Raw genomic sequence first — 12,802 nt, 5'->3', positions numbered from 1 at the left:
CTTATAAATCTCCTTCTTCAATAATATTTGCCATAATGTTTAAAATTTCTTTTTTATCTTTGGCTGCAATAATAGCCTCAATGTTCTGATCATCGTCAAGAATCAAGGACAATTCTTGCAAGGCTTTTAAGTGGGAACTAGAGTCAATCGCAGCTAAGGCAAAAATGAGTTGTACATCCTTTTCTTCATCTCCTTCTTCCTTAATATCAAAACTAACTGGTTTTTCTAATTTCAAAAGAGAAATCCCCAACGCATTAGCGCCTTTATCAGGAGAAGCATGCGGGACAGCGACTTTAGGAGCTAACACAATATAGGCTCCTAATTCATTAACCGAAGCAATCATCCCATCAATATATCTTTCTTCAATAATGTTTTCTTTTAACAATGGCTGAGCTGCTAAGCGAATGGCTTCTTGCCAGTTAGCTACTTCTTGACATTGTTGAATAAATTCTTTTTTTAATAAGTCCAATAATCCTTTTCCTCCTAATTCTTTTTTGAGATGATTACCAATAATATATTGTGATAGATCACGCGTCAAACCTTCTTTATCTGTAATTGTGGTATGTTTACTAATAATATCTAACAGTTCATTAACTGTAACTGGATTTGAAATGGGAAGATTAAAGTCCTCACAAACGGTCTTTTTCAATAACATCTTTTCCACAGCACCCATTAATGGTTGTGTGATATAAACAGGTTTTTCGCTTTGAAAATCTACCGTTGAAAAAACCAGATCATAAGTTGAAGTATCAAGAAAAGCTAAATCTCCCAATTGATGAATTTCAATAAATTGAATCTGTGGAAATAAGCCGTTTAATTCAGATTGTAAGATCAAAGAGGAACTCACACCATTGGGACAAACCGACAAAGCTACCAATTGGTTTTTTTCTGACTTAGCCGGCCGTTCTAACTTACTTCCAAAATGAATAGTAAAATAAGCAACCTCATCATCACTAATTGCTTTTTTCAGTCTTCGTTCCAGAGGGAGAAGACTTCGTTTAACCAAATAAAATAGTGATGCATAATCTTCTTTAATCTGTTCTTTCAACGGGTTTACCATTTCCACATCATAGCGTATACGATAATAGGCAGGCAGAAGATGACTGTATAAATTTTTACGTAAATCTAGGCTATCCTTTAGCGTCAAACCTGTATTAACCAAGACAGAATTGATAATTTCTTCCATAATGAGATATACTTCTTCTTGATAAAAATGGTGCAGGTCACCTTGGATACATCCAATAAGTCGTGTTATAATAAAATCATTTTCCCTTTCTAGGTTGGGATAATAGCAATAGAATTCCTCTAATAAGCTAGTGAAAGGATAATAATCACCCAATTCGTGATAGATCTGCTGGATTGTTCCGGCGGGCGAGAAGGGTTTGGCATTTAAAAATGTTAACAAATAGGTTAGTTCACGACTTTTTTCCGAAATAAATGATAAACGATATTGACTCGCTAAAGTATGAAGGATATTTGTGATTTTCTGGCTCGCATCATCAAATGTCAACTCTTTCAAAACATAGGTTAAAAGCCATTTTCCAGACGAAAAGGCTAATGTCTGATTAATCGTTCTTTCTAACAACCGCTTTAGTGCCAAGGTCTCCCCAACTAAAAAATAACCGTTTTGCCGCGTATAGAGCAACTCAACACTAAAGGGAAGGAGTTTTGTACGAACTTCCTTTAAATCACTTAAAACTGAATTCCTACTAATATGAAGAAAACTCTCTAAATGACTGATTGAAACATAATCAGAAGACAACAGGATATAAAGTATAATAAGATCTGGTCGCTCATCTTGAAAATAATAATCTTCTAAGCGAGGCAAGGAAGCTTGCAAAAGTTCATCTTCACTTGTTGTCAAAGGACTCAACTTACCCTCTTTAAAAGTGATCGGAGGAAAGTTATTAAGGACGAGACTATCATTAATTTTGTCTATATCAGTAAGAATATTTCTTTTCTGCATTCCTAAAAGAGATTCAAAATCCTCTAGACTACGGTTGGGATATTTCAAAAAGATTTGAAATTTTCTGACGAGCTCCTGAGATAACATGTCATCTCCTCCTATTTTGAATTATATTTTAAAGCGCTTTCATATTCAAGCATAATTGAGTCCAAAATCAGTAAACAAAATCGGATAGCAATTGTACTCAACTCTATATAACTTACCAAAGGGTTTAATAGGCCTAAAAAATGACCAATCCTCTCCACCGAGATTAAAATAAAAGCAAATGCCATCTTCTATTATTTATTATCTTATCAAAGGGGTATTAAAATTATAATAACAAAATTAGTCTCTCTAAAAACCCTTTGACTGACCAACTTCCCTCTTTAAAGTATCAAGAAGAATAAGAAACGAGGGCACTTTACAATTAAATCCACCAGCTTAATTTTGAATCGTATCAAAGCTACACTAGAAACAAAAAAATTAAAAAGTTAGCAAGAATATAAAAAAACATCCCATTTCTGAGATGTTTTTTCACAAGTAAAATCATCTTTAGACCAACTAAGGTCATCTGGAGAGATTTTAAACTTGAATTAACGACGAAGTCCAAGAGATTGGACAAGCTCGCGGTAACGGTTAACGTCTGTACGACGTAAATAAGCTAATAAGTTACGACGGTGTCCAATTTTTTTCATCAAACCACGGTATGTAGCATGGTCTTTTTTGTGTTCTTTGATGTGTCCGTTAAGGTGGTTGATTTCCCAAGTAAGAACTGCTACTTGAACTTCAACTGAACCAGTGTCACCCTCATGACGTGCATATTGAGCGATGATTTCATTTTTTTTCTCTTTTGAGATTGCCATAATATTTTCTCCTTTTTTTGCTTAATCCGAGTCTTAGGATTGGCACTCCTAAAACCAAGAAAAAGTTGGTTTCGTCTTTCGACCTCTCTATTCTAACAGATTCACTTTTTTAGGTCAAGGTTGCCTGCTTTTCTTTTACCTTTTAAAAGTAACAAAAGACCTAATGTTAAACTCAACAAAGCATACACTAAATAAGGAAAAACAAGTGAGCTGGATAAGTAAGAAAATACTTGTAATACTATAGCTGCGCCACCGCCACCTACATTACAGCCCAATAATACCAAGGTAGTCGCATTTGTAAGCTGATGTGAAGGCATCTTTTCTGAAATATGATGGAAAACGTAGGTCACACCGACACTATAAACAAAGCCAGTCAGTAAAGCTCCAAGGGCAACTAAGAATATACTATTAGCTATCCACAGAATCAACATTCCAACACCTAATGCGATGGCTACAATTACCATCAAAGATTCCTTGAATCGAGCAAGTAGACCACTGAAACTAAGACCTGAAAAGATACCCATGAGCATCATCAAACTAAGTATTAAACTAGCTAAGCCTGCCGAACCCAGGTTATTTTGGGCAATGACAAGTGGTATCCGTAGGGTTATAGAAGTATTAACAACAATAACAAAGCCAGCATAGATAGCCATCCCTATAATCATCAATAATTGTTTAGAACTTAATCTTTGATTATCTGTATGTTTTTCTACCTTGCTAACCTCTGGAATTTTAGGGACAAACAAGAGATATAAACCCAAGGTAATGAGGGCAAAAAAGTAAATAGCAAAAGCCTTAGACCAGCCAAAACTGATTAAAAAACCAGCTAAAAAGGTAAATAGAGCTGCTCCTAAAACTTCTACCGAGCTTCTAAAGCCCAATAGTTTAATTTTCTCTTTACCTGTATAACGTTCACTAATAATATTAATAGCCTTAGCATTGATTAAGCCTATCCCAAGACCAAGCAACAGACGTGAGAGAAAAACAATAGCATATGATTGTGTCAACATTGGACTTCCTCCACCTAAAGCAATCAGCAAAAGTCCTAAAATAACTGTCTGTCTTTCATTTAACACTTTCCTCAAAAGTGGATTAGCTAACAAGACAGCCAAAACCGAAAACGAAGAAAGCGAAAATAGGATACTCACATTTGATTCTGTATAGCCTTGCCTTTCATAGAATGAGAGCATTTGGGGCAAGGCTAGTGCAACAGAAAATGGCGAGATCATCATTAAAGAGAGACTTAATAAACTCATTTTTTCTAAAAAAGATTTCAAATAGGAAAACCGTCCTTTTTCTTGTTAATTTATCTTATCTTCAGTATAATCAATAGCAAGAAATAAAAATAGGACCTAGGTCACAAATCCGAAATGAAGACGATTACAAACGAAAAATTATTAAAAGAACTACTTAAAAAATATCACTTAGAAAAGTTTTTTCCTAAGGTTTTTTGGCCTGAACTACAATTAGTCCTTTTTCATAAAAATGATATGATCTGTCAACAAGATCAGGCTTTAACTTTCATTGGCTATGCTTTGGCTGGCAACATTAAGATTGTTAGACGTCTATCTAATGGTAAAGAGCATATCCTAGAAACCCATGCTAAACCCTGTTTAATAGGTGACATAGAATTATTGACCAACCAAAATGCTGTTACTTCTGTCATCGCTCTGGAAGAAACCTACCTGATTCAACTAAAGCATATTAACAAAAAAAAGTTATTAGCCAATCCTGAATTCTTATATCAAATCAGTCAGGAACTAGCTAAAAACTTTTACAAGCAAAATATTAAGAGTACTCAAAACCTAAGCTATACCGTAAAAGAAAGGCTTGCCAAACATATTTTAGAAAACGAGGAAAATGGCTACTTCCAGCTTGACTTGACCCTATTAGCTGATTCTTTTGGCACTAGCTATCGTCACCTACATCGTGTCATTGCTCAGCTTTTAGAGGTCAAAATTATAGAAAAAGTTTCCTTTAAATACTATCATATCCTTTCCAAAGAAACCTTAGAGGATCTAGCAGATTTGGATTAAGCATTTGGAATAGATCTTAGACCTTTTCACTAATCAACTCAAAATATATTATTGACAACGCAAAAAAGAGCTCACAATGGGGCTCTTTTACGTTGTCTTATTATCCTCTCTCTCAGTCAAGGATGATATTGTTTGGAGTTAGTTTATTATAGCTAATCTCTTTTCTAGAAACAATACCTTTTTGTAAAAAACAAAGATTAGTCTGATTGTTTCATTAACTTGTTTGTTAAAAAGCAGACAAGTATCTAAGCGGGTCCTAAGCTACTCCTAATACACCTGAAAGTTGCTCAGATTGGATAATGACTTGATCTTTTCTTAAATTAAATTCGGCCATAATCAGTTCCTTCAAAGCGTGATCATTAATTCTAGATTGCACAGAATAAGTCATCTGATTCTTTGAAACACTGACAATACTAATTTTTTTCATGACTTTAGGACTTTCTTCTAAATCAATTCCCTTACTTGTACCAACAAACCTAATAAGGTAGTTATAGCCAAGTGTCTTTGTAACCCACAGCTTGGCATCAATAGCAGAGTAAAGAGCATAGGCCAAACAAGACCAGAATAATATTATTAAAATAGTTTTCATACGATTCACACTTTCTATAGAAAGATACTCAATCTTGATAGGGTCTCAAAATAACAAGCACATTATAACCTTCTTTGAAAGCCTTGTCAACAACTGAAGAATTGCACTTATCCCTAATAATCTCTCTTTACACACATATTAGTACTCGTATTAATATGTTTTTGAATTATTTAAGTTTTCTAGCGTATGCTTAGCCTTATTAAAGGAGACTTGTATGTTCAAAAAACGCTCATTTTTTGCTACCAACCTATTTTTGACAAGCTTTTTACTACTAGCTATTGGAGTTATGACCAATGCCTCAGTTATTCATTATTTAGATAATGCTCTCTTTAATCTTGTGGCATTAACATATAGTCCCTGGCTAACAACTGTCATGATCTACATTACTAGCATCGGTAGTCCACTGATTGTTACCATTCTTGCTATGGTTCTTTTTATTTTAAATCGACATCAAGGTAAAAAGACACTTATTCTATTCTTTTTTTACTTTGCCACAAGTGGCTTAGCACTCTTACTAAAGTTTATTATCCACCGACAGCGGCCAAGCTTTCAACTCTTTTCTGATACAGGCCTGAGCTTTCCTAGTGGTCATAGTATTTGTATGATTCTTCTACTTTTAATTCTATTTAGTTTTCTAACTCATCGCAAAGATAGCTTCTCAACCTTGGTCAAATATATAGCCACCATCTGGACTCTCTTGCTATTGCTTTCTCGCATTTACCTCAGAGATCACTATCCAACCGATATCCTCGCCTCACTAAGCTTGGCCATGACCTCCTATTTTTTGACTAAAACTTTTGCTTTTAGCAATGATGCCAACGAAATTGATAGCAATTACGAACAAACTTCCCTTTCACAGAAGGAGTCATCAGCTCAGCTTTATAAATAACTTATTTTGTGATATAGTTATTCCATGAATAATTAAAGGAGTAATAATGTCTGCACAAGATAAAATAATAAAAGCTAGTCACATGATTACCATGGACGATATCATCCGTGAAGGTAACCCAACCCTAAGGCAAAAGGCTCAAGAGGTTGCTCTCCCCTTAAGTGATGAAGATATCATTTTAGGCGAGAAAATGATGCAATTTTTAAAACATTCTCAAGATCCTGTGATGGCGGAAAAATTAGATTTACGTGGTGGCGTTGGCTTAGCCGCACCACAGTTAGATATTTCAAAACGAATCATCGCTGTTCTAGTTCCTAACATGGAAGATAGCGAAGGTAATCCTCCAAAAGAATCCTACAGTCTTCAAGAAGTGATGTATAATCCTAAGGTTGTAGCACATTCAGTTCAAGATGCTGCTCTAGCAGAAGGTGAAGGTTGCCTATCCGTTGATCGTCCAATTGAGGGCTATGTTGTTCGCCATTCCCGTGTTACTGTTGATTACTATAACAAAGATGGTGAAAAACAACGTATCAAATTGAAAGGTTATAATGCTATCGTTGTTCAACATGAAATTGATCATATTAACGGTATCATGTTCTATGACCGTATCAATCAGGCTGATCCCTTCGCTGTCAATGAGGGTATGCTAATTATTAAATAAAAAAGAAATCACAGTATAAAGCTGTGATTTCTTTTTTATTTAATAATGTTGCAGGTTAATCGTTAGAGACTGCTGCTAACAAAGCTTCTGCTTGACTTGCAAGACTAGCTTTTGTTTCCTCTGAAATCTCAAGGACTCCAGTTCCCCAAGCTTCTGGATTTACAGTTGTTTTAGTGAATTCACCTGCTACTGTTGTACGAATAAAAGGAATCAAATCATTGTAGATAGCAAATAATTGATCATGTCCACCGTTAGCTACTGATGAGACGGTAATAACTTTACCACCAATTGCTGATGGGCCAGTTGGATCTGACAAGTCAAGTGCACGTGATGCCCAGTCTAGTAAATTTTTCACTGATCCTGGAATTGAGAAATTATAAACTGGAGAGAAAATCCAAAGAGCATCTGCTGCTTGAATAGCTTCACGAACTTTAACCACTGCTTCTGGAGCATTAGCTTCAAGATCTTGACTAAAAACGGGAACTTGAGCCCAATCCAAATAAGAAACATTAGCTTTTCCAGCTAAAGTTTTTTCTGCTTCAAGAGCTAACTGATGATTAAATGAACCTTTGCGTAGTGAGCCGTCGATAAATAGAATATTTTTCATTTCCTTTTCTCCTTTGAATATACTTTTAAGTTTAGCAATAACAGACATATCGTCTCCTTGTTTTCACTAAATAGTGATTTATTGATACTATGTAGTAATTATATTATTACTAATTAGTAAAGTCAAGAGACTTAACTCAAAAATTTTAAAAAAGAAATCACTGCTTTTCAATGATTTCTCTAGAACAACTTTCATTCAATAATAGTTACTATGCATTTTTAAATTTTTTCAGAAGCTTAATTAATTCTTTTTGCTCTGCCTCTGTCAAAACAGAAAAAATATCTTCAACTTTACCAATATGCTCTGGTAGTGCTTTTTCAATTACTGCTTTGCCGTCATCCGTTAAACTAACAATGAAAGACCGTTTATCATGAGGACACATGATTCGTTGAACCCAGCCTTTTTTTTCCATATTATTAATAACAACAGTCATATTACCGGAAGTTGCTAACATACTGTTGATTAGTTCCCCAATTTTCAAGTCACCTTTAGCATACAAAACATCAAGAACAGCAAATTGAGTTGGGGTCAATTCATGATCTTTATAGCTTTCAGATACCTTAGCATCAATCGTTCGAAAAGCCTTACGCATAACTACCATTGATTTAACTGCTGAATTTTTAAATGTTCCCATTTTGCCTCCTTTCCTTATTAGTTTTATTTTATAACTAGTTAGTAATAAAAGCAATCAAGTCGTTTTAGATTGTTCAACTAGCTAGTAGCTCTAGCTTTAGAAAAAATCATCAAAGAGACTTAATTGGTTATCTTCAGGAAGATTTCCTAATATTCCCATGTCGTCCATTTTTTCAACCAAAGTTTGTGACGCTCCGCCACGTTTTCTAAGCTCCATTTTTGAAAGAAATTCACCTTCTTTTCTGGCACGAACTATTTGTCTAGCAACATTCTCACCTAGGCCTTCTAAGGCTACAAAAGGAGGTATTAAAGTATCACCTTCAATTTGAAACTCTATCGCATCACTCTTGTAGAGGTCTAATTTCCCAAATTTAAAACCACGCTCTAACATCTCATTAACAATCTCAAGTGTTGTATATAAATCATTCTCAACATTGGAAGCTTCGTTATTTTTCTTTTTAAGGGCTATATCTTCCATCCTTGCTTTAACAGCCTCTAAACCACCACTCATCGTTTTTAATTCAAAAGCTTTTGCACGAATGGAGAAATAAGCACAATAATACATGATTGGGTGATGTACCTTAAAATAAGCAACCCTTAAAGCCATCAAAACATAGGCGGCAGCATGCGCTTTAGGGAACATATATTTAATCTTTCCACAAGATTCAATATACCAATCCGGAACATGATTCTTACGCATAGCTTCAATATATGAATTACGCTCATCTTCTGAGATTTTTAACCAAAGCCCTTTTCGAACCCGTTCCATAATGGTAAAGGCCATTTTAGGCTCCAAACCAGCATGCATGAGGTAAACCATGATATCATCTCGACATCCGATAACTGTTTTTAGGGTTGCAATACCTTCTTTAATGAGATCTTGCGCATTACCTAGCCAAACGTCTGTTCCATGTGATAGACCAGATAGTTGTAAAAGTTCAGCAAAAGTAGTTGGGTGAGTTTCATTGACCATTCCCCGAACAAAATTGGTTCCAAATTCAGGTATACCAAGCATTCCCGTAGGAGTACCAATTTGTTCAGGTGTTACTCCTAAAATTTCTGTACCTGAGAAGAGGGCCATAACGCCAGGGTCGTCAGCCGGAATTGACTTAGGATCAATCCCTGACAAATCTTGTAACTTCCGAATCATTGTTGGATCATCATGCCCTAAAATATCAAGTTTTAAAACATTTTCATCGATATCATGGAAGTTAAAGTGGGTAGTCTGCCATGAAGCAGTGACATCTTCTGCTGGAAATTGAACCGGAGTAAAATCATAGACATCCATGTAGTTAGGAATAACAACAATACCGCCTGGGTGTTGCCCAGTTGTTCGTTTCACACCAGCTGCACCGGCTGCAAGACGATCAACTTCAGCATCTCTATATATTTTTCCAAAATCCCGTTCATAGCCTTTAACAAAACCATATGCTGTTTTCTCTGCAACGGTACCAACGGTTCCCGCCCTAAAAGCATACTCAGCTCCAAAAATATCACGAACATCTAGATGGGCATTGGGTTGATCATCTCCAGAAAAATTCAAGTCAATATCTGGTACTTTGTCCCCATCGAAGCCAAGGAAAGTTTCAAAGGGAATATCTTGTCCGTCTTTTTGATAACTTGCTCCACATTTTGGACAATTCTTATTAGGTAAATCATAACCAGATCCCACAGAGCCATCTGTAATAAACTCTGAATGTTGGCAACTAGGACAAACATAATGAGGAGGCATTGGATTAACTTCTGTTATCCCAATCATAGTAGCAACAAAACTTGACCCGACAGAGCCACGTGAACCTACTAAATATCCTCGTTCATTAGAACGGTTTACCAGCATTTGTGAGGCCAAATATATCACTGCAAAACCATTACCTAGTATGGAAGTCAACTCTTTTTCAATTCGTAAATCAATAATATCCGGTAAAGGATTACCATAAATTTCAAAAGCTTTTTGATAAGTCAACTCAGCAACTGTTTCTTCGGCTTTATCAATAAAAGGCGTGTAAAGGTCTCCTTTAACAACTTCAACTTCTTCAATACGATCAGCAAAATCTTGAGTATTTTGAACAACAACCTGATAAGCTAGTTCTTTTCCTAGAAAGGCAAAGTCATCGAGCATTTCATTGGTTGTCCTAAAATGAGCCTCAGGCAGTGGTGCGGGTTGCGCTCCTTCTCCACGACCAATTGGTCTGTTAATCATAGCACCTTGGCCAAGTGAGCGAACAATGATTTCCCGATAAATAGCTTCTTCCGGTTCAATGTAATGAACATTCCCTGTTGCAAGGACTGGCTTGTTTAGCCTTTTTCCGACTTCAATTAAATCTAATATTGCCTTCTGAACACCCTCTTGATCATTAATTAATTCACGCGCAATTAAAGGTTGGTAGAGAGCTGGGGGCATAATTTCGATGAAGTCATAATAGTTTGCTAACTCGGTAGCGGCTTCCACACCTTTGGTGAGGACCGCATCAAAAACTTCCCCTTCAGAACAAGCTGTACCTAGGAGGAGACCTTCTCGATGCTGATCTAAAACAGTCCGAGGAATTCTCGGAACTCCTTCAAAGTATTTAACATTTGATAGGCTAACTAATTTGAAAATATTTTTCAAACCGGTTTGATTTTGAACATAGATGGTCGCATGTTTGACCCGAGCTTTTTTATAAGAATCTTCAGCTACAAGCTTAGTATTGAGATCCAATAAGTTGGTGAGCCCATGTTTTTCGCGAGCTTCTTTTAAGAAAATAAACAACAAACGTCCAGTGGCTTCCGCATCATAATTAGCCATATGGTGATGATCCAAGGAAACTTGGAATCTCTTGGTCAGCGGCCCCAAACCATGTCGTTTATATTCAGGATATAAATTACGAGCAAATTCTAAAGTGTCAATCACAGGTTGCTTAATTAAGGGAAGATGATGACGTTCATAATTAGCATTCATAAAACCGACATCGAAACTAGCATTATGAGCAACCAAAATGGTATCCTGGCAAAAAGCTTGAAAAGCTTCTAGGACTTGTAGGAGAGGCTTTGCTCCAATCAGATGATTGTCTGTAATTCCTGTTAACTCCGTTGTAAAACTAGATAAAGGATGACCAGGATTAATGAACTCATCAAATTGTTCAATAATATTACCTTTATACATTTTTGAAGCCGCAATCTGAATCAAGTCATTATTTATTGCCGATAGGCCTGTCGTCTCAACGTCAAAAACAACATAGGTTGCTTCGTGCAAATCCATATCAACAGGATCATAAGAAATAGGAACTTTATCTTCAACAATATTGGCTTCTAGTCCAAAAATTGCCTTGATGCCCGCTTTCCGAGCACGATGGTAACCATGAGGAAAAGACTGCACATTGGCATGATCTGTGATGGCAACGGCTTTGTGACCCCATTTAGCAGCCGTATCGATGAGACTTTCAACAGTGGGTAGGGCATCCATTGTAGACATGTTAGTGTGAGCATGTAATTCCACACGTTTTTGATCATCTGGCATCAGATCCTTCCGGCTATGATGCACAATTTCTTTAATTTGTTGTACGTTCATAGTCAGGCTTTTGGTAAATTGATTATTTTCAATATTTCCCTGAACTCGTAACCAAGCACCCTTAGCAATCATATCAAATTTACGAAGCTCATCATCATCTTTAGCCCATTTTTGCATAGCAAAACTAGAAGTATAGTCCGTCATTTTAAAATTGATGATGTGACGTCCAGTACGGGTTGTTTTGCGATCCACATCAAAAACCATACCTTCAAAGACAATACGATTTTCTTCTGTTTCAATTTCAATCATTGGTGTGATCTCAGCTTTTTCAAAGCCTGCTTGTCTTTGAGCCACTCTTTCTTTGTAGTCAAAACTTGGTTTACTACTATTAACTTCATCAGCAGGTGGCTGCATAGCTTCTAATGATTTTTGCGCTTCTAGATTTTCCTGGACAGCTTTTTCTAGCAATGCTTGGCGATTGGACACAAAAGAATGTGTCATCTCTTGGGTCATCTCTTGGTTAGTGGCCATTTCAATAGTCAATTGGCCAAAGCCAAAGGCAGCTAGCTGTTTAGCCAGATTTGGGATATGATTTTGTCTAAAATGATCATTATTAACAAAGCGGGGAGCGTGAATAACTAACTTATCCTCCTGATAGGAGACTTGCAGTTTTGCAAAGCTAGATTTGAAGGAGGCTCCATTACAGGGTGCATGCTCAAAAGCCTCCTGATAGTAAGCTTGCAAGACTTGCTCTGAATAATCAATCTGCTTTACCTGAATATCAAACCTAACTTTAATATCAGCTTTTTTGAAGGTGTTGGTTAAGCGATAGTCCAATTCTCGATAAATGTCAATGGGCAAAATGGTTTCAAATGCAAAGTGAAACTCCCAAAGTCTAGAAACTGAATGAACATTAACTTCAATAATGTCAGCAGTCGAAAAAACACTTGAACTACGCATTTCAAGTGGCATTTCTATTTGTTCCATTAATTTAACGAATAAATCTGACATAGTTTTCTCCTGAATTTCCTAGGCTCTATTCTAACACAAATCAGAGAAAATTTCGACTCCCAATTGGCTGTCAAAAAGTTT

Annotated in this window: 10 protein-coding genes; 3 read left to right on the top strand and 7 right to left on the bottom strand. The window is 36.2% G+C overall.

The window, feature by feature from the left end:
• Window position 1: 1 nt before the first annotated feature.
• The 3 genes from FGK96_RS01585 to FGK96_RS01575 form a co-directional block, all read right to left on the bottom strand.
• A complete protein-coding gene (locus FGK96_RS01585) occupies window positions 2-2,053 on the bottom strand; it encodes a BglG family transcription antiterminator (RefSeq protein ID WP_138080767.1) in 2,052 nt (683 codons plus the stop codon).
• 485 nt (window positions 2,054-2,538) lie between these two features.
• Complete coding sequence (gene rpsO, locus FGK96_RS01580) at window positions 2,539-2,808, bottom strand: 30S ribosomal protein S15 (protein ID WP_138080765.1); 270 nt, start codon at window positions 2,806-2,808, stop codon at window positions 2,539-2,541.
• A gap of 101 nt (window positions 2,809-2,909) precedes the next feature.
• Window positions 2,910-4,085 carry an MFS transporter gene (locus FGK96_RS01575; RefSeq protein ID WP_138080763.1) on the bottom strand — a complete coding sequence of 392 codons (1,176 nt, stop codon included), beginning with the start codon at window positions 4,083-4,085 and terminating at the stop codon, window positions 2,910-2,912.
• Between the two features lie 93 nt (window positions 4,086-4,178).
• Here FGK96_RS01575 and FGK96_RS01570 point away from each other — a divergent pair, with 93 nt between their 5' ends.
• Window positions 4,179-4,844, top strand: coding sequence for a cyclic nucleotide-binding domain-containing protein (locus tag FGK96_RS01570; protein WP_138080761.1), 666 nt, complete (start codon window positions 4,179-4,181; stop codon window positions 4,842-4,844).
• Window positions 4,845-5,100: 256 nt separating this feature from the next.
• Here FGK96_RS01570 and FGK96_RS01565 read toward each other — a convergent pair whose 3' ends face one another.
• Entirely contained in the window at window positions 5,101-5,433 is a 333-nt protein-coding gene (locus FGK96_RS01565; RefSeq protein ID WP_138080759.1) for a hypothetical protein, read from the bottom strand.
• 214 nt (window positions 5,434-5,647) lie between these two features.
• Here FGK96_RS01565 and FGK96_RS01560 point away from each other — a divergent pair, with 214 nt between their 5' ends.
• Both FGK96_RS01560 and def read left to right on the top strand, forming a co-directional pair.
• Complete coding sequence (locus FGK96_RS01560) at window positions 5,648-6,322, top strand: phosphatase PAP2 family protein (RefSeq protein WP_138080757.1); 675 nt, start codon at window positions 5,648-5,650, stop codon at window positions 6,320-6,322.
• A gap of 46 nt (window positions 6,323-6,368) precedes the next feature.
• Complete coding sequence (gene def, locus FGK96_RS01555) at window positions 6,369-6,983, top strand: peptide deformylase (RefSeq protein WP_138080755.1); 615 nt, start codon at window positions 6,369-6,371, stop codon at window positions 6,981-6,983.
• A 55-nt stretch (window positions 6,984-7,038) separates the two neighbouring features.
• On the opposite strand, the gene FGK96_RS01550 is transcribed toward def, so the two are convergent.
• From FGK96_RS01550 to FGK96_RS01540, 3 genes are all read right to left on the bottom strand, one after another.
• On the bottom strand, window positions 7,039-7,590 hold the full coding sequence (locus tag FGK96_RS01550) for an NADPH-dependent FMN reductase (RefSeq protein ID WP_172601575.1): 552 nt from the start codon (window positions 7,588-7,590) through the stop codon (window positions 7,039-7,041).
• A 208-nt stretch (window positions 7,591-7,798) separates the two neighbouring features.
• A complete protein-coding gene (locus FGK96_RS01545) occupies window positions 7,799-8,224 on the bottom strand; it encodes a MarR family winged helix-turn-helix transcriptional regulator (protein ID WP_003085527.1) in 426 nt (141 codons plus the stop codon).
• A 96-nt stretch (window positions 8,225-8,320) separates the two neighbouring features.
• On the bottom strand, window positions 8,321-12,721 hold the full coding sequence (locus FGK96_RS01540) for a PolC-type DNA polymerase III (protein ID WP_138080751.1): 4,401 nt from the start codon (window positions 12,719-12,721) through the stop codon (window positions 8,321-8,323).
• Between the last annotated feature and the right edge of the window lie 81 nt (window positions 12,722-12,802).

Source organism: Streptococcus porcinus (assembly GCF_901542335.1).
Lineage (GTDB): Bacteria > Bacillota > Bacilli > Lactobacillales > Streptococcaceae > Streptococcus > Streptococcus porcinus_A.
The sequence above is the reverse complement of the archived record's forward strand: the minus strand, read 5'-3'. Positions and strand labels throughout refer to the sequence as shown.

What these genes read in the sequence shown, in the direction of transcription:
- FGK96_RS01585 (WP_138080767.1), bottom strand. Translation starts at nt 2,053, where the DNA reads ATGTTATCTCAGGAGCTCGTCAGAAAATTTCAAATCTTTTTGAAATAT.
- rpsO (WP_138080765.1), bottom strand. Translation starts at nt 2,808, where the DNA reads ATGGCAATCTCAAAAGAGAAAAAAAATGAAATCATCGCTCAATATGCA.
- FGK96_RS01570 (WP_138080761.1), top strand. Translation starts at nt 4,179, where the DNA reads ATGAAGACGATTACAAACGAAAAATTATTAAAAGAACTACTTAAAAAA.
- FGK96_RS01565 (WP_138080759.1), bottom strand. Translation starts at nt 5,433, where the DNA reads ATGAAAACTATTTTAATAATATTATTCTGGTCTTGTTTGGCCTATGCT.
- FGK96_RS01560 (WP_138080757.1), top strand. Translation starts at nt 5,648, where the DNA reads ATGTTCAAAAAACGCTCATTTTTTGCTACCAACCTATTTTTGACAAGC.
- def (WP_138080755.1), top strand. Translation starts at nt 6,369, where the DNA reads ATGTCTGCACAAGATAAAATAATAAAAGCTAGTCACATGATTACCATG.
- FGK96_RS01550 (WP_172601575.1), bottom strand. Translation starts at nt 7,590, where the DNA reads ATGAAAAATATTCTATTTATCGACGGCTCACTACGCAAAGGTTCATTT.
- FGK96_RS01545 (WP_003085527.1), bottom strand. Translation starts at nt 8,224, where the DNA reads ATGGGAACATTTAAAAATTCAGCAGTTAAATCAATGGTAGTTATGCGT.
- FGK96_RS01540 (WP_138080751.1), bottom strand. Translation starts at nt 12,721, where the DNA reads ATGTCAGATTTATTCGTTAAATTAATGGAACAAATAGAAATGCCACTT.